Annotated in this window: 11 protein-coding genes; 7 read left to right on the forward strand and 4 right to left on the reverse strand. The window is 71.1% G+C overall.

Annotated elements, in window-relative coordinates:
• The first annotated feature begins 215 nt into the window (after positions 1-215).
• On the forward strand, positions 216-1,037 hold the full coding sequence (locus AB0I77_RS12295; RefSeq protein WP_363282417.1) for a class I SAM-dependent methyltransferase: 822 nt from the start codon (positions 216-218) through the stop codon (positions 1,035-1,037).
• Between the two features lie 4 nt (positions 1,038-1,041).
• Positions 1,042-3,552: an ATP-dependent helicase HrpB gene (hrpB, locus tag AB0I77_RS12300; RefSeq protein ID WP_363282383.1), complete on the forward strand. Its 2,511-nt coding sequence runs from the start codon at positions 1,042-1,044 to the stop codon at positions 3,550-3,552.
• On the opposite strand, the gene AB0I77_RS12305 is transcribed toward hrpB, so the two are convergent.
• The 3 genes from AB0I77_RS12305 to AB0I77_RS12315 form a co-directional block, all read right to left on the reverse strand.
• Positions 3,542-4,531, reverse strand: coding sequence for a DUF3068 domain-containing protein (locus AB0I77_RS12305; protein ID WP_363282384.1), 990 nt, complete (start codon positions 4,529-4,531; stop codon positions 3,542-3,544). The two genes, hrpB and AB0I77_RS12305, sit on opposite strands and share 11 nt — an antisense overlap.
• A gap of 21 nt (positions 4,532-4,552) precedes the next feature.
• Positions 4,553-4,687 carry an SPW_0924 family protein gene (locus tag AB0I77_RS12310; protein WP_363282418.1) on the reverse strand — a complete coding sequence of 45 codons (135 nt, stop codon included), beginning with the start codon at positions 4,685-4,687 and terminating at the stop codon, positions 4,553-4,555.
• A 158-nt stretch (positions 4,688-4,845) separates the two neighbouring features.
• Positions 4,846-6,615 (reverse strand): lytic transglycosylase domain-containing protein, encoded by a 1,770-nt coding sequence (locus AB0I77_RS12315; protein ID WP_363282385.1) that lies wholly within the window; start codon positions 6,613-6,615, stop codon positions 4,846-4,848.
• 272 nt (positions 6,616-6,887) lie between these two features.
• Here AB0I77_RS12315 and AB0I77_RS12320 point away from each other — a divergent pair, with 272 nt between their 5' ends.
• Both AB0I77_RS12320 and AB0I77_RS12325 read left to right on the forward strand, forming a co-directional pair.
• Complete coding sequence (locus tag AB0I77_RS12320) at positions 6,888-7,751, forward strand: DUF4184 family protein (RefSeq protein ID WP_363282386.1); 864 nt, start codon at positions 6,888-6,890, stop codon at positions 7,749-7,751.
• Between the two features lie 17 nt (positions 7,752-7,768).
• Entirely contained in the window at positions 7,769-8,023 is a 255-nt protein-coding gene (locus AB0I77_RS12325; RefSeq protein WP_363282388.1) for a hypothetical protein, read from the forward strand.
• A 1,548-nt stretch (positions 8,024-9,571) separates the two neighbouring features.
• Here the strand turns inward: AB0I77_RS12325 and polA are convergent.
• The gene (gene polA / locus AB0I77_RS12330; protein ID WP_363282390.1) at positions 9,572-12,298 is read right to left on the reverse strand and encodes a DNA polymerase I; all 2,727 of its coding nucleotides are present in this window, start codon (positions 12,296-12,298) and stop codon (positions 9,572-9,574) included.
• A 181-nt stretch (positions 12,299-12,479) separates the two neighbouring features.
• Between polA and AB0I77_RS12335 the strand changes: the two genes are divergently transcribed.
• The 3 genes from AB0I77_RS12335 to AB0I77_RS12345 all read left to right on the forward strand — a co-directional run bounded on the left by AB0I77_RS12335 (position 12,480) and on the right by AB0I77_RS12345 (position 17,001).
• Positions 12,480-14,759 carry an FdhF/YdeP family oxidoreductase gene (locus AB0I77_RS12335; RefSeq protein ID WP_363282391.1) on the forward strand — a complete coding sequence of 760 codons (2,280 nt, stop codon included), beginning with the start codon at positions 12,480-12,482 and terminating at the stop codon, positions 14,757-14,759.
• A gap of 66 nt (positions 14,760-14,825) precedes the next feature.
• Positions 14,826-15,314, forward strand: coding sequence for a hotdog fold thioesterase (locus tag AB0I77_RS12340; protein ID WP_363282392.1), 489 nt, complete (start codon positions 14,826-14,828; stop codon positions 15,312-15,314).
• A 460-nt stretch (positions 15,315-15,774) separates the two neighbouring features.
• On the forward strand, positions 15,775-17,001 hold the full coding sequence (locus tag AB0I77_RS12345) for a branched-chain amino acid ABC transporter substrate-binding protein (RefSeq protein WP_363282393.1): 1,227 nt from the start codon (positions 15,775-15,777) through the stop codon (positions 16,999-17,001).
• The last annotated feature ends 178 nt before the right edge of the window (positions 17,002-17,179 follow it).

Consider the following 17,179-nt stretch of genomic DNA (forward strand, 5'->3'; position numbering starts at 1 on the left):
GTCTGAGGTGCGCAGGCCCGCAGCGCAACTTGTAGCATACGGGGGCAGCCGGACAGGGTCAATGCGCGAAGGCGCACACCCGGGGCGGATCGCCGCATTCCCGGCACAAGTCCTGTCTCGGGAGGCCACACGGGCCGCAAGACGTCCCTCTTTTGGCGTCATCGTGAGGGGCAGCGCCGCTGAGGTGGCGGAAGAGTACGACGAGGGAGCCGATCATCCAAGAGCCCGTATCGTCCGAGCCGGCCTTCGAGCCGCAGGCCACCCGACGTGACTCCGATGTCACGGAGAGCGCCCGGGCCAACCGGGGCTGGTGGGACCGCAACGCGGACGAATATCAGATCGAGCATGGCACGTTCCTCGGCGACGACCGCTTCGTGTGGTGCCCCGAGGGCCTCGACGAGGTGGAGGCCGAGTTGCTCGGCCCGCCGGAGGACCTCAAGGGCAAGGACATCCTGGAGATCGGCGCCGGCGCGGCCCAGTGCGCGCGCTGGCTGGCCGCCCGGGGCGCCCGCCCGGTCGCCCTGGACCTGTCCCACCGCCAGCTCCAGCACGCCCTGCGCATCGGCTCCGCCTTCCCGCTGGTGTGCGCCGACGCCGGTGCCCTGCCCTTCGCGGACGGCTCCTTCGACCTGGCGTGCTCGGCGTACGGGGCGCTGCCGTTCGTGGCGGATCCGGTGCTGGTGCTGCGGGAGGTGCGGCGGGTGCTGCGGCCGGGGGGCCGCTTCGTGTTCTCCGTGACGCACCCGATCCGCTGGGCCTTCCCGGACGAGCCGGGACCCGAGGGGCTGAGCGTGTCCGCCTCGTACTTCGACCGCACGCCCTACGTCGAGCAGGAAGAGGGCGGCGGCGCGGTCTACGTCGAGCACCACAGGACGCTCGGCGACCGCGTGCGCGACATCGTGACGGCGGGCTTCCGCCTGGTGGACCTGGTCGAGCCGGAGTGGCCGGCCTGGAACACCACCGAGTGGGGCGGCTGGTCGCCGCTGCGCGGGAATCTCATCCCGGGGACGGCGATCTTCGTGTGCGTACGAGACTGAGCGCGTGATCCGTTACGACGCCCTGGACGCCCTGCCCGTACGCGGTGCCCTGCCCGGTCTGCACGACGCCCTGGAGGGCCACGGCACCGCCGTCCTCGTCGCGCCGCCCGGCACCGGCAAGACGACGCTGGTGCCGCTGGCGCTGGCGGGGCTGCTGGGCGAGGGGCCCAAGCGGCGGGTGGTCGTCGCGGAGCCGCGGCGGATCGCGGCACGGGCGGCGGCCCGGCGGATGGCGTGGCTGCTCGGCGAGAAGGTCGGCGAGAGCGTCGGGTACACGGTGCGCGGCGAGCGGGTCGTCGGGCGGCACGCGCGCGTGGAGGTCGTCACGACCGGTGTGCTGTTGCAGCGCTTGCAGCGGGACCAGGAGCTGTCCGGGGTCGACGTGGCGGTGCTCGACGAGTGCCACGAACGGCATCTGGACGCGGACACGACGGCTGCCTTCCTGTGCGACGTGCGCGAGACCCTGCGGCCGGAGCTGCGGCTGGTGGCCGCGTCGGCGACGACCGACGCGCAGGGGTGGGCGCGGCTGTTGGGCGGGGCGCCGGTGGTCGAGGCGGCGGGGGTGTCGTATCCCGTGGAGGTGGTGTGGGCACCGCCGGTACGTCCCGTACGGCCGCCGCACGGGATGCGGGTCGATCCCGCGCTGCTGACGCATGTGGCGGCGGTGGTGCGGCGGGCGCTGGCCGAGCGGGAGGGGGACGTGCTGTGTTTCCTGCCGGGGGTGGGCGAGATCGCACGGGTCGCGGGGCAGCTGGGCGATCTCGGCGGGGTGGATGCACTTCAGGTGCACGGGCGGGCTTCGGCGGCCGTGCAGGACGCGGTGCTGGCCGCCGGGCAGCGGCGGCGGGTGGTGCTGGCGACCTCGGTGGCCGAGTCGTCGCTGACGGTTCCCGGTGTGCGGGTGGTCGTCGACTCCGGGCTGGCCCGGGAGCCGCGGGTCGACCACGCGCGCGGGCTGAGCGCGCTGGCGACGGTACGGGCCTCGCGGGCGGCGGGGCGGCAGCGGGCGGGGCGTGCCGGGCGTGAGGCGCCAGGCTCGGTGTACCGGTGCTGGACGGAGGCGGAGGACGCCCGTCTGACGCGGTTCCCGTCGCCGGAGATCAAAGTGGCCGACCTGACGGCGTTCGCGCTCCAGACGGCGTGCTGGGGCGATCCTGAGGCCACTGGGCTGGCGCTGCTGGATCCGCCGCCGGCGGGCGCCATGGCGGCGGCGCGAGGGGTGTTGTCGGCGATCGGCGCGGTGGACTCCGCCGGGCGGGCCACTGAACGGGGGTCGCGCCTGGCCCGACTGGGGCTGCACCCCCGGCTGGGGCGGGCGTTGCTGGACGGGGCCGCGTCGGTGGGGGTGCAGCCGGCCGCGGAAGTGGTCGCGCTCCTGAGCGAGGAGGCTCCGCGGGAGTACGGGGACGACCTGGCCGCTGCTTTGCGGGCCGCTCGGCGTGGAGGTGACGCCTACGGGGCGCGGTGGCGGGCGGAGGTACGGCGTCTGCGGGCCGTCGTCAAAGACATTTCCCAGGCTTCGCCGGGTGCCGGTGGCTACGGGGAGGACAGCGTCGTCGGGCTCGTCGCCGCCCTCGCGTTCCCCGAGCGTGTGGCCAAGGCCGACAGCGGCTCCTACCTGATGGTCTCCGGCACCCGCGCCGAGGCCGGCGGGGGCACCGCCCTCCGTGGCGCTGAGTGGATCGCGGTCGCCGTCGCCGACCGCCCCGTCGGCAAGGGGCACGCGCGCGTGCAGCTCGGCGCCGTCGTCGACGAGGAGGTCGCCCGGCTCGCCGCCGGGGCGTTCACCGAGGAGCGGGACGAGGTGCACTGGGGCGACGGGGACGTCGTCGCGCGGCGGGTGGAGCGGCTGGGGGCGGTCGAGCTGGCGGTGCGGCCGCTCAAGAACGCGGACGCCTCTCTCGTACGGGAGGCGCTTCTTGAAGGGCTGCGGCAGGAAGGGCTCGGGCTGCTGCGGTGGTCGGCGGACGCGGTCGTACTGCGGCAGCGGCTCGCCTTTCTGCGCCTGCACCGCGGGGAGCCGTGGCCCGATGTCGGTGACGACGCTCTGCACGCGCGCGTGGACGAGTGGCTGGAGCCCGAGCTGGGGCGGGCCCGGCGGCGTGCCGACCTCGCCCGGATCGACGCCGGGGCAGGGCTCACCCGGCTGCTGCCCTGGGCTTCGGGGGAGGCCGGGCGGCTCGACGAGCTCGCCCCGGAGCGGATCGCCGTACCCAGTGGGTCCAGGATCCGGATCGACTACGGCAATCCCGAACAGCCGGTTCTCGCGGTGAAGTTGCAGGAGATGTTCGGATTGCAGGAGTCGCCCCGGGTGGCGGAGGTGCCGCTGCTCGTGCATCTGCTCTCCCCCGCCGGCCGTCCGGCCGCCGTCACCGCCGACCTCGCCTCCTTCTGGAAGGAGGGCTACAAGGGCGTACGGGCGGAGCTGCGCGGCCGGTATCCGAAGCATCCGTGGCCCGAGGACCCGGCCGGCGCCGCGCCGACGCGGCACACCACCGCCCGGCTCAGGCGGTGACCGGCTGCGGCTCCGCGGCCTCGGGGGCCGGGTCGCCGGGACGGCGGCCGCGGGCCTCCAGGTAGAGGGAGAGGGACGCGAGCAGGACGCCCAGGGTCAGGAAGCCCCACGGCAGGTACGACGTCAGCAGCAGGACCAGGGTGCGGTTGGAGTTGACCATGTCGACCGTGTACTCGATGTAGTCCTCGCGCATCTTCACGTGCCCCGCGAACGCCGTCACCTTCTCGCGGCCGCCGAGCAGGCTGCCGCCGCGCAGTTCCTCCTTGTGGATCTCCTCGCCGTAGACCGGGGCGCCGGTCAGGGGTTCGACCCAGAACTTGCGGACCGTGGTGTACCAGCGGGTCGTGCCGGTCTTGGCGACCGATTCGGGGGTGATGCCGGCCACGGGCATGACCTTGGGCATCGGCACCTTGGTCCAAGGAATGGTCTGCTCGAAGTAGTAGACCTCCACGCCGCGGAAGTTCTGGGTGCCCTCGTAGTGGATGGGGGCCGTGACGCGGGCCTGCGCGTCGAAGTACTCGTAGTCCCGTTTCTCCGTCAGGAAGGGCCACTTGAACTCGATGCCCTCCCGGGTCACCGGGTCGCCGTCGACCATCTCACCCGTGGCGTGGACGGGCTCCTGGGTGTGGGCGTCGAAGATGTAGCGCTCGGGGATCTTGGAGACCATCTTGCCGTCGGGGCCCTGGACGTAGGACAGGCCGTCCCACACCACGACGTCCTTGCCCGCCGTCTTCTCGATCTTCTCGGAGGCCTCCACGTTGCCCTTGAGGGTCTGCACCATGGTGACCTCGGGGACCTTCCTGGCCTTCATCGTGCCGTAGTCGAGGAGAGTGGCGTCCTTCGCCTCCAGGACCATGTCCTGGTACTGGTTCGCCGGGATCTTGGCCAGGCGCGGGAAGGCGTACCAGCGCAGCAGCGGGGACATCGTCGCGAAGAACACGGCGAGGGCGAGCAGGATCAGACTGGCCTTGCGGCGCATCTCGGCCTCCTTCCCGGGCGGTTACGGGTGTGCGGGCACCGTCGTCAGCAGCGGTTTCGGGGACGTCTCGCCCGTCGGTGAGCCCACCGCCGTGATCGTCAGGACCAGGGCGAGCGCGACGGCCACACCGGTCGCGGCGGCGATCAGGGCACGCATGCGGGCCTCCCGGCAGACCAGACCGACGGACGGGAACTGATACATCGTCAGGTTCGGCACCGTAGCAACGGGCGGGTGAGATGAGAACACGTCGCACACACAACGGCGGCGCCCCTCCCGGAGGAGGAGCGCCGCCGTGGCCGTACTCGTACGGAGGGTTACGCGGTGGGGCTCGGTGACGGGCTCTCCGACGGGCTCGCCGAGGGGCTCTCCGACGGGCTGGGCGACGACGACGTCGCGGCCGCCGTCACGGTCAGCATGACGTTGAGCGTCGCGCCGCCCGCCGTGTTGATGCGGAGCATGAACGTGCCGGTGGTGTCGTCCGCGTACAGCTTCGGCAGTTTCAGCAGGCCGTTCGCGTCCGTCTCCAGGCCCTTCAGAGTGCGTACGGCCTTGCCGTCCGCGTCCTTGAAGTAGGGACCCTCGTCGTTCTCGGTCGGGTCGAGCACCGACTTGATCAGCGTGGCGGTGGCCGCCACGTTGTCCGCGACCGCACCCTTGTAGGTGGCCTTCACCTCGACCTGGTCGGCGAACGCCCCGCCCGCCGGGCAGGTCAGCGCGGTGGCGCTGGTGCGGGTGAGCGTGTCGGCGGCGCGCTGGGTGACGGTGGCCGCGTAGTCGAGGCCGGGGATCGAGCGGCCGACGACCGTGGCGCGGACAGTGAAGCCGCCCGTCTTCTCGCCCGCCTTGAGCGTCGGTGCGACGGCCACGCCGGTGCTGTTGGTGACGACCGTGGCGACGCTCTCGCCGCCGCTGAACGTGGTGTCGGTGTCGCCGGCGATCGTGAAGCGGATCCGGACCCTGGCGACGGCCTTGCCGGTCTCGGTCTCCGCACGGGTGCGGATCTTCTCCGTGAACGCGTCGCCCGCCGTCGCGGTGAGCTTCGCCGTGAACGCGTCCTTCAGGCGGTCCACCGTGTCGGTGGGGGTCTGCGGAGCGGTGGGCGGGCTCGTGCTCGGAGGGGTGGTCGGCGGGGTCGATCCGGGCGGGATGGTCGGGCTCTGGGAGCCGCCGCCGGGCTTGGGGGGCTTGGGTGTGTCCGAGGCCGGGGGCGACGGCTTGGGGCTCGCCCCGTCGCTGTCGTCGCTGCGGCCTCCGGGCAGGGTGCCGGTGCCGTCCGGGATCTCGTGGGTGCCCTTGCGGTAGTACTCCAGCCACGACAGGACGGTGTTCAGGTAGTCCTGCGAGTTGTTGTAGCTGAGGATCGCGCTGTCGAGGTCGCTCTGCGAGGACAGGTCCCAGCCGTAGCGGCACAGGTAGTGGCCGGCCGAGAGCGCGGCGTCGTAGACGTTGTTGGGGTCCTTCGTGCCGTCGCCGTTGCCGTCGCGGCCCGCCCACGCCCAGGTGGACGGGATGAACTGCATGGGGCCGACGGCCTGGTCGTACGCGCTGTTGCCGTCGTACCGCCCGCCGTCGGTGTCCCTGATGAGCGCGAAGCCGTTGCCGTCGAGCTGCGGGCCGAGGATCGCGGTGGTCGTGTTGCCGTTCGCGTCGACGCGGCCGCCGCTCGCCTGGCCCGACTCGACCTTGCCGATCGCGGCGAGGAGTTCCCAGGGCAGGTTGCAGCCGGGCTTGGCCGTCCGCAGTTCGGCCGCGGCCTTCTTGTACGCGTCGAGGACGGTCGCGGGGATGCCGGCCTCGGCGGATCCCTGCGGTGCGGTGGTGGCGCCGGCCGTCGGCGAGGGGCTCGGATTGGGGCTGTTGAGCGGCGGCAGGTCCGTGTAGTACGGCGAGTTGCCGGTCGCGCCGCCGCCACCGTCGTCGGCGGTCGCGTCGGGTGCGGTGTCGGCTCCGGCGGCGGTCGGCCTGTTCTGGTCGTCGTCCGTCACCCCCGGGGCCTGGGAGGCGGCCAGAGCCGCGACCGCGACCGCGGCCACGGCGGTGGTTGCCGCCCCCTTGCGCAGCCTCCTGCCGAATTGCGCCGCCATAGAGTGAACCCCTCCCGTGGACGCCCGAGCGCCCGTGTCTGTTGGTCGGACCGTACTCGACGTTTCTGTTCGTCTGTTCGACCGACGCTCCCCAGCGCCGTGACCCAGGTGACCCTACGACAACTTCCTTTCCTGAGGCACCCATTCCTGCCCGATTTTCACCCCTTGGCCATATCCGGTTGGGGCATGGTTGGTCACTGATACCGAGCGGAAGCGATCACCTGGTCCGACCTTTCGCACATGTCCGCCAACGTCCGTCGCGAGGAGCCCTGTTGCCGTTCACCCTGAGCCATGCGGCGGCGGTGCTGCCCGCCGTGCGCACCGACGGAACCGGCCGGGGACCGCTGGTTCCGGCCGTACTCGTCGCGGGATCCTTCTCTCCCGACATGACCTATTTCGCGGGGAGTGTCCTGTCCGGCGCGATGGAGTTCGGTGTGGTGACCCACTCCTTCCCGGGCGTCTTCACGGTCGACGTGCTCGTCGCCTGGGCGCTGGTCGGGCTGTGGGTGCTGGTGCGCGAGCCCCTGGTGGCGCTGCTTCCGTCTGCGCGGCGGGGCCGGGTGGCAGCGCTCCTGCGCTGCGGGGCGCCACGCGCGCGCGTACGGCCGTTTTCGGTGCTGTGGTGGTACGTGTCCGCCGCGCTCGGTGCGCTGACCCACGTCGTGTGGGACGCGTTCACGCATCTCGACCGGTGGGGGGTGCGGCTGCTTCCCGCCCTGGGCCGGGAGGTCGGGGGCTCCCCTTTGTGGTGGTACCTGCAGTACGGCGGTTCGGCGGTGGGCGCGGTCGTGATCGCCGTGTTCGTGGCCTACGCGCTACGGCGGATGCCCGGCACCGCCGAGCCGGTCGGGGTTCCCGTGCTGTCGCTGCGGGACCGGTGGTGGGCCGGTGCCGTGATCGGCGGCTGCGCGCTGGTCGCGGCGGTGGGGCAGGCGACGCGCTGGTGGTCGTCCCAGGACCAGGTGACCACCGTGAAGCCCTGGGAGCTGATTCCGGCACTGTGCTTCGGGGCGGGCGCGGGGCTGGTCCTGGCAGTGGTGCCGTACGCCGTGGCGGTCAGGAGGTGGCGTCCGGCGCCTCTGCCCCCGAACGGTTCGGGAGCGGACGGCCGGGAGCGCAGCGGGGCCGCTCGCTGACGGTGCCGAGTGCCGCCGTGAACACCGTGATGGTGGGGAGCGGCCGGGACGGCAGTAGCGGCAGCGGGGTGCGGCGGCAGCTGGGTGCGGGCAAGGGCCAGGTAACCGCGCCGGAGATCACCGCACCGCCGCAAGACGGCCGCCTCGCGCTGTCGTACGGCGCCCCGCCCGGCCACGGCGGCCGAGCCGAAACCGGAGCCGGAGACCTGCGGTCGCGTGGCGCGGGATCGCCGCGAGGCTGGTGGGGATGCGGGCTGCGCCTGGCCTGGTGAGTCGGCGGCACAGGGCTGCCGCCGGACCGGTGGGGATGCGGGCAGTGCTCGCCGTGCTGGCCCGGCGCAGAATCATCACCTGACCGGTGGGGACGCGGGCAGTGCTGGCCCGGCGCAGAATCATCGCCTGACCGGTGGGGACGCGGGCGGCGCCGGGCGCTGTAAGGCGGCGGAGGGCTGCCGCCGAACCAGTGCGGGTGCGGGCGGCGCTTGCGATGACACGGCGCACAACCGCCGCCAGATCAGAGGGACACGGGCAGCGCTCGCGATGGTGACGCGGCGCAAGACCGCCGCCAGATCGGCGGGGATCCGCGCCCTGCTTGCGGCAGTGACACGGCGCAAAACCGTCCCCAGGCCGACGGGAATGCGGGCCCTACTCGCGGCAGTGACACGACGGCGCAGGGCTGCCGCCGGATCAGCGGGGACGCGGGCGACGCTCGCGATGGTGACGCGGCGCAAGACCGCCGCCAGATCGGCAGGGATCCGCGCCCTGCTTGCGGCAGTGACACGGCGCAAAACCGTCTCCAGGCCAACGGGAGTGCGGGCGATGCTTGCGGTAGTGACACGACGGCGCAGGGCTGCCGCCAGATCGGCGGGGATCCGCGCCCTGCTTGCGGCAGTGACACGGCGCAAAACCGTCCCCAGGCCGACGGGAATGCGGGCCCTACTCGCGGCAGTGACACGACGGCGCAGGGCTGCCGCCGAACCGGTGCGGGTGCAGGCAGCGCTTGCCGTGACACGGCCGAAAACCGCCGCCAGATCAGCGGGGACGCGGGCGGCGCCTGCGGCGGTGCCGCGCCGCAGAAACCATCCCCAGGCCGACGGGAATGCGAGCGATGCTTGCGGTAGTGACACGACGGCGCAGGGCTGTCGCCGGGCCGGTGGGAATCCGGGCCGTGCTTGCGGTGGCCGCGAAGGCCGGGACCGGCGGCGGGGGCGGTGCAGGCGGGGCCGCGTCGGCGCGCGCCTGGGCCTGGGCCCGCGCGTGGGCCGTCCGGCGATGGAGCATGCGTATACCCATGCCCGCATCCTTACGGGCGGAGGCGGCGAGGGGCGTCTTCGCCGGGGCCACGCGAGTGACGGGGCCCTCCTGGGCGGGAGCGAGGTGGCGCGGGGTGGGCGGGCCCATGCGTACGGGTTCGGGTCGCTTCGGCAACGCCGGGGCCCGTGCGTGCGCAGGAGTTCCGGCCGCTTCACCAACGCCGGGCCCCGTGCGTGCGCAGGAGTTCCGGCCGCTTCGGCAGCGCCCGGGCCCCGCAGTGCGGGGCGCGTGCACAGCGGCGCACGAGCGACAGGCTCTCGGCGCCTCAATGTGCCGAAGCCCCTGGTCACTGACCCGAGACCGAATCCGCGCAGCCCCGCCGGAAGGCTTCCGCATCCCCGCCTACACCTCTCGCAGCCCCACCAAAGGCTTCCGCACCCCCGCCTACACCTCCCACAACCCCACCAAAGGCTCCCGCACCCCCGACAACACCTCCCACAACCCCACCGAAACCTCCCGCACCCCAACCAACCCCTCCCGCACCCCGCCGAAGGCCTCCCCGGAAGCTAGTGCGCCGCCGATTCCCAGTCCGCGCCGGAGCCCACCGAGACGTCCAGAGGGGCGCGCAGTTGGACGGCGTTCGCCATCTCCGCGCGGACCAGTTCCTCTGTGGCCGCTCGCTCGCCGGGGGCGATCTCCAGGACGATTTCGTCGTGGACCTGGAGGAGCATCCGGGACTTGAGGTCCACCGCGCGCAGAGCGTGGTCCACCTTCAGCATGGCGATCTTGACGATGTCCGCGGCCGTGCCCTGGATCGGCGCGTTGAGGGCCATGCGCTCGGCCGCCTCACGCCGCTGACGGTTGTCGCTGTTGAGGTCGGGGAGGTAGCGGCGACGCCCGAAGAGCGTCGCCGTGTAGCCCGTCGCCCGCGCCTCGTCGACCGCCCGGCGCAGATAGTCCCGCACGCCGCCGAAGCGCTCGAAGTACGCCTCCATCAGCGCACGGGCCTCGGCCGCTTCGACATTCAACTGCTGGGACAGGCCGAAGGCCGACAGTCCGTATGCCAGGCCGTACGACATCGCCTTGATCTTGCGGCGCATCTCCGCGTCCACAGCGGCGGGCTCGACCGAGAACACCTGCGCGGCGGCCGTCGTGTGCAGGTCCTCGCCCGAGGTGAACGCCTCGAGCAGGCCCTCATCCTCGGACAGGTGGGCCATCACGCGCAGTTCGATCTGGCTGTAGTCCGCCGTCATGAGCGATTCGAAGCCCTCGCCGACCACGAAGCCGCGGCGGATGGCCCGGCCCTCGTCGGTACGGACGGGAATGTTCTGCAGGTTCGGGTCCGTCGACGACAGGCGGCCGGTGGCGGCGACCGTCTGGTTGAAGGTCGTGTGGATGCGGCCGTCCGTCGCGATCGCCTTGATCAGGCCCTCGACGGTGACGCGCAGCTTCGCCTGCTCGCGGTGCCGGAGCATGATCACCGGCAGTTCGTTCTCCGTCTGGGCGGCGAGCCAGGCCAGGGCGTCCGCGTCCGTGGTGTATCCGGTCTTGGTGCGCTTGGTCTTCGGCAGGGCCAGTTCGCCGAAGAGGACCTCCTGGAGCTGCTTGGGCGAGCCGAGGTTGAACTCGTGCCCGGCCGCGGCGTGCGCCTCCTTCACGGCCTGCTGCACGGCGCCCGCGAACATCTGCTCCATGGCCTCCAGGTGGGCCTGGTCGGCCGCGATGCCATGCCGCTCCATACGCGACAGGAGGATCGACGTCGGCAGCTCGATGTCGCGCAGGAGGTCCGCGGCGCCGACCTCCGCCAGCCGGCCCTCGAAGGCCTCGCCCAGGTCGAGGATCGCGCGGGCCTGGATCATCAGGGCCTCGGCCTCGGCGCCCTCGTCCGTGCCGAAGGCCAGCTGGCCGTCGGCCGCGGCGGCGGGCGCCAGCTCGCGGTGCAGGTACTCCATGGACAGCGCGTCCAGATCGAAGGAGCGGCGGCCCGGCTTGACCAGGTAGGCGGCCAGTGCCGTGTCCATGGCGACGCCCCTTATGGTCCAGCCGTGCTCGGCGAAGACCCGCATCGCGCCCTTGGCGTTGTGGAAGATCTTGGGCCGCTCCGCGTCGGCCAGCCAGGCCGTCCATGCCCGCTCGTCGGCCTCGTCCAGCTCGGACGGGTCGAACCAGGCGGCCGCTCCCTGGGCCGCGGCGAGCGCGACCTCGGTGACCGAGCCGGTGCCCAGCGCCCAGGTGTCGACCGTGGACACGCCGAGGACCTGGGTGCCGTGCTCGGTGAGCCAGGGGGCCAGCTCACCCGTGCCGAGGACACTGCCGTCCAGCTCCACGCCGTCCGTGACGACCGGGGTCGTCTCGGCCTCCTCGGCGCCCGGGTCGACGGCGTAGAGCCGCTCACGCAGCGAAGGATTGCGGATCTCCAGGGTGTCCAGGATCATCGCGACGGCCTTGCGGTCGTACGCGGCCCGCTCCAGGTCGGTGACCGTCCTGGGCAGCTCCACCTGGCGCTCCAGCTCGGTCAGGCGCCGGTTGAGCTTGACCGCCTCCAGGTGGTCGCGCAGGTTCTGCCCGGCCTTGCCCTTGACCTCCTCGACGCGCTCGACCAGCTCCGCGAACGAACCGAACTGGTTGATCCACTTCGCGGCCGTCTTCTCGCCGACGCCCGGGATGCCCGGCAGGTTGTCGGACGGGTCGCCGCGCAGGGCCGCGAAGTCGGGGTACTGCGCCGGCGTCAACCCGTACTTCTCGAAGACCTTCTCCGGGGTGAACCGGGTCAGCTCGGAGACGCCCTTCGTCGGATACAGCACCGTGGTGTGCTCGCTGACCAGCTGGAAGGAGTCGCGGTCGCCGGTGACGATCAGCACGTCGAAGCCCTCGGCCTCGGCCTGCGTGGCGAGCGTGGCGATGACGTCGTCCGCCTCGAAACCGTCGACGGCGAAGCGGTGCGCGTGCATCGCGTCGAGCAGCTCGCCGATCAGCTCGACCTGGCCCTTGAACTCGTCCGGGGTCTTGGAGCGGTTGGCCTTGTACTCCGTGAACTCCGCGGAGCGCCAGGTCTTGCGGGAGACGTCGAAGGCCACCGCGAAGTGCGTGGGCGCCTCGTCGCGCAGCGTGTTGGCCAGCATCGACGCGAAGCCGTAGATCGCGTTCGTCGGCTGGCCCGTCGCGGTGGTGAAGTTCTCCGCGGGCAGCGCGAAGAACGCGCGGTAGGCCAGCGAGTGCCCGTCCATGAGCATCAGGCGGGGCCGGTCGCCGCCGGCGGTCTTCTCGGTCTTCTTCGATGCTGTCTTTGCCACGACCCCGATCCTGCCACGCCGCACTGACAGTCGGGGGTCCCGGTCAGTTCGGCGCAAGCAATACTCACGCCCCCCGCACCTCCGGGCGCGGGCGTTGTCACCGGCGCGTGCGAGGATCGGAGACGTACTTCGTACAAGGCGCGAAGACGTACTTCATACGGTGCGCGAAGGAGAGTGCGCGATGGCCACCAAGCCACCCACAGGAGATCCGGTTCAGGACGCGCCCCAGGTCGCCGAGCCGAAGCACGCCGCGGCGGGCATCCCGGCCATCGGGCACAGCCTGCGCATGGCGCAGCAGCAGATGGGCGTGAAGCGCACCGCGCTGACCCTCCTGCGCGTCAACCAGAAGGACGGCTTCGACTGCCCGGGCTGCGCCTGGCCGGAGCCGGAGCACCGGCACGCGGCGGAATTCTGCGAGAACGGCGCGAAGGCGGTCGCCGAGGAGGCCACCCTGCGCCGGGTCACCCCGGAGTTCTTCGCCGCGCACCCCGTCGCCGACCTCGCCACCAGGAGCGGCTACTGGCTCGGCCAGCAGGGACGCCTCACCCACCCCATGTATCTCCCCGAAGGCGCGGAGCGCTACGAGCCGGTGAGCTGGGAGCGCGCCTTCGACATCGTCGCCGAGGAGATCACCGCCCTCTCCTCCCCCGACGAGGCCCTCTTCTACACCTCCGGACGCACCAGCAACGAGGCCGCCTTCCTCTACCAGCTGTTCGCCCGCGAGCTCGGCACGAACAACCTGCCGGACTGCTCCAACATGTGCCACGAGTCGTCCGGCTCGGCCCTGTCCGAGACGATCGGCATCGGCAAGGGCAGCGTCCTGCTCGAAGACCTCTACAAGGCCGACCTGATCATCGTCGCCGGCCAGAACCCCGGCACCAACCACCCGCGCATGCTCTCCGCCCTGGAGAAGGCCAAAGCGGGCGGGGCGAAGATCATCAGCGTCAACCCGCTGCCCGAGGCAGGCCTGGAGCGCTTCAAGAACCCGCAGACCCCCAAGGGCCTCACCACCGGCGCCGCCCTCACCGACCTGTTCCTCCAGATCCGCCTCGGCGGCGACCAGGCCCTCTTCCGCCTCCTCAACAAACTGATCCTGGAGACGGAAGGCGCCGTCGACGAGGACTTCGTCCGCGAACACACCCACGGCTACGAGGAGTTCACGACAGCCGCCCGCGCCGCCGACTGGGACGAGACGCTCACCGCCACCGGCCTGTCCCAGCAGGACATCGAGGCAGCCCTGCGCATGGTCCTCGCCTCCCAGCGCACCATCGTGTGCTGGGCGATGGGCCTCACCCAGCACAAGCACTCCGTGCCCACCATCCGCGAGGTGGTCAACTTCCTCCTCCTGCGCGGCAACATCGGCCGCCCGGGCGCGGGCGTGTGCCCGGTGCGCGGCCACTCGAACGTGCAGGGCGACCGCACCATGGGCATCTTCGAGCGCCCCGCCCCCGCCTTCCTGGACGCACTGGAGAAGGAATTCGGCTTCGCGCCGCCGCGCGAGCACGGCTACGACGTCGTACGGGCCATCCGCGCCCTGCGCGACGGCGAGGCGAAGGTCTTCTTCGCCATGGGCGGCAACTTCGTCTCCGCCTCCCCCGACACCGACGTCACCGAGGCCGCCATGCGGCGCGCCCGCCTCACCGTGCATGTGTCGACCAAGCTCAACCGTTCCCACACCGTCACGGGCGCGCGTGCCCTGATCCTGCCGACGCTCGGCCGCACCGAACGCGACCTCCAGGGCAGTGGCGAACAGTTCGTGACCGTCGAGGACTCCATGGGCATGGTGCACGCCTCCCGCGGCCGACTGGAGCCCGCGAGCGCCCACCTGCTGTCCGAACCGGCCATCGTCTGCCGTCTCGCACGCCGCGTGCTGAGCGAGAACAGCGGGGTGCCGTGGGAGGAGTTCGAGAAGGACTACGCCACCATCCGCGACCGCATCGCCCGCGTGATCCCCGGCTTCGAGGACTTCAACGCGCGCGTGGCGCATCCCGACGGCTTCGCCCTCCCCCACGCCCCCCGCGACGAGCGCCGCTTCCCGACGGCCACCGGCAAGGCCAACTTCACCGCCGCGCCCGTCGAGTACCCTCAACTGCCCGAGGGCAGGCTGCTGTTGCAGACGCTGCGCTCGCACGACCAGTACAACACCACGATCTACGGCCTGGACGACCGCTACCGGGGCATCAAGAACGGCCGCCGGGTCGTCCTCGTCAACCCGCAGGACGCACAGGCCCTGGGGCTCGCCGACGGCTCGTACGTCGACCTGGTCAGCGAGTGGAGGGACGGGGTGGAGCGGCGCGCGTCCGGCTTCAGGGTCGTGCACTACCCGACGGCTCGGGGATGCGCCGCCGCGTACTACCCCGAGACCAATGTCCTCGTCCCGCTGGACGCGACCGCCGACACCAGTAACACCCCGGCCAGCAAGTCCGTCGTCGTACGTCTGGAACAATCGGCGACCGACTGAGCGTTTGCTCAGCCAGCAGACAGCCGTACCGAACGCGACAAACACGACGAAACGGAGCTCGGCCCCATGGGCGAACAGCAGCACGTGCAGTTCCCACAAGAGGTCATCGACGAGTACGCCGCACTCGGCGTGGACCTGCCGGCGCTGTTCTCCGCGGGACACCTCGGAACCCGGATGGGCGTGCAGATCGTGGAGGCCTCGGCGGAGCGGGTCGTCGGAACCATGCCCGTGGAGGGCAACACACAGCCCTACGGACTGCTGCACGGAGGCGCCTCGGCCGTGCTCGCCGAGACCCTCGGATCAGTGGGATCGATGCTCCACGCGGGCAGCTCGAAGATAGCCGTGGGAGTCGACCTCAACTGCACACATCACCGCGGCGCGCGCTCCGGCCTGGTCACCGGCGTCGCCACGCCGCTGCACCGCGGGCGGTCCACGGCGACGTACGAGATCGCGATCAGCGACGAGGACGGACGGCGGGTGTGCAGCGCGCGGCTCACCTGCCTGCTGCGCGATGTGACCGCCCCGGACGAGGCCCACCTGCGCACCACCGGGTGACATCGGGACCGAACCGTCACGACCTGTCCGACTGTTCCGATCTCCCCTGAATGCAGGCCTTTCCCTTCTCGACGTAACGCTGTGTAACACGCGCGCAATACAACACCCTTGCCTCATCGTCAGCGGCACCCACTTTCACGACCCTTCCGAGCCCCTCCACGGCGCCCGCGACCCGCACCGGCTCAGTTGCCCCAAGGGGCAACCGGAAGTGCAGGTTCTCAAAATGCGGACCGAGGAGAAACTCCACCAAACCGGCCCAGAGCCCCCTTCGGCGATCTCCGCCCTCCACCCCGTCATAACAAGAAAGTCACAAGCCAGCGCACGACGATGCTCCTGCCTGCAAACCGGGCTTAGAGTCACGGCCAGTCACCGCTCCATCGGGAGTTCGGTACCAGCGCGGCACCAGCCGCCCCCACCGAGGTGGCAGTGCCTGCGGAAAGGACTGATTGTGCGACGTTCCATGGTGATACTTACCTCCGTCCTCGCGACTGGAGCTCTGACGCTCACCGCCTGCGGCTCCCGTGACGAAAGCGGCGACAGTGGCGACAACGGGGACGGAAAGACCCTGACCATCGGGGTCGACGCCCCCCTGTCCGGTGAGAACTCCACCACCGGCCTCGGCATCCAGTACGGCTCCCAGATCGCCGTCGACGACGCCAACAAGAACAAGCTCGTCCCCGGCGTGACCTTCAAGCTGAAGGCCTACGACGACAAGGCACTGCCCGCCACCGGCCAGCAGAACGCCACGTCCATCACCGGCGACAAGACCGCCGTCGGCTCCGTCGGCCCGCTGAACTCCGGCGTCGCCCAGTCGATGCAGCAGGTCTTCGCCTCGGCCAACATGGTCCAGATCTCGCCCTCGAACACCAACCCCGAACTGACCCAGGGCAAGAACTGGCAGACGGACAAGAAGCGGCCGTACAAGACCTACTTCCGCACCGCCACCACCGACGAACTGCAGGGCACCTTCGCCGCCCAGTACGCCTACAACGACCTCAAGAAGAAGAAGGTCTTCGTAGTCGACGACAAGCAGACCTACGGTGCCGGCCTCGCGAAGATCTTCGGCGAGCAGTTCAAGAAGCTCGGCGGCCAGGTCGTCCAGACCGACCACGTCAACACCGGCGACAAGGACTTCGGCTCCCTCGTCACCAAGATCAAGAACTCCGGTGCCGACCTGCTCTACTACGGCGGCCAGTACGACGAGTCCTCGCTGATCACCAAGCAGCTCAAGGGCGCAGGCGTCAAGATCCCGCTCTTCGGCGGCGACGGCATGTACGCCTCCACCTACATCGAGACCGCCGGCGCATCCGCCGAAGGCGACCTCGCCACCGCCATCGGCGTCCCCGCCGACACCCTCCCCGCCGCCAAGACCTTCATCGAGACCTACAAGTCCAAGGGCTACAAGGGTGACTACGGCGCCTACGGCGCCTACGCCTACGACGCCACCACCGCCATCATCAAGGCCGTGAAGGCCGCCGTCGACGCCAACAACGGCGAAGTGCCCTCCGACATCAACGCCCTGCGCTCCTCGGTCGTCGACGAGGTCCAGAAGTCCGACTTCGAAGGCATCAGCGGCAAGGTCTCCTTCGACCAGTACGGCGACACCAACAACAAGCAGCTGACGGTTTACCAGGTTGAAAAGGGCGTCTGGAAGGCTGTCCACACCGGCACCCCCGAACTCGGCTAGCCCAAGCCTCCAGCACCTCACACGGGCCGCGCGGAAGGAGGAACCCGACCGCGCGGCCCGTTTCCACATCCCCACCCCAGCACGCGATCAGCGCGCATCTGACCCCTGCACGCCACCAGTGCACACGACCACCAGCGACATGGAGGCCACGCGGTGAACACCCTGCCGCAGCAGCTGG

The organism is Streptomyces sp. NPDC050619 (genome assembly GCF_040654815.1).
Lineage (GTDB): Bacteria > Actinomycetota > Actinomycetes > Streptomycetales > Streptomycetaceae > Streptomyces.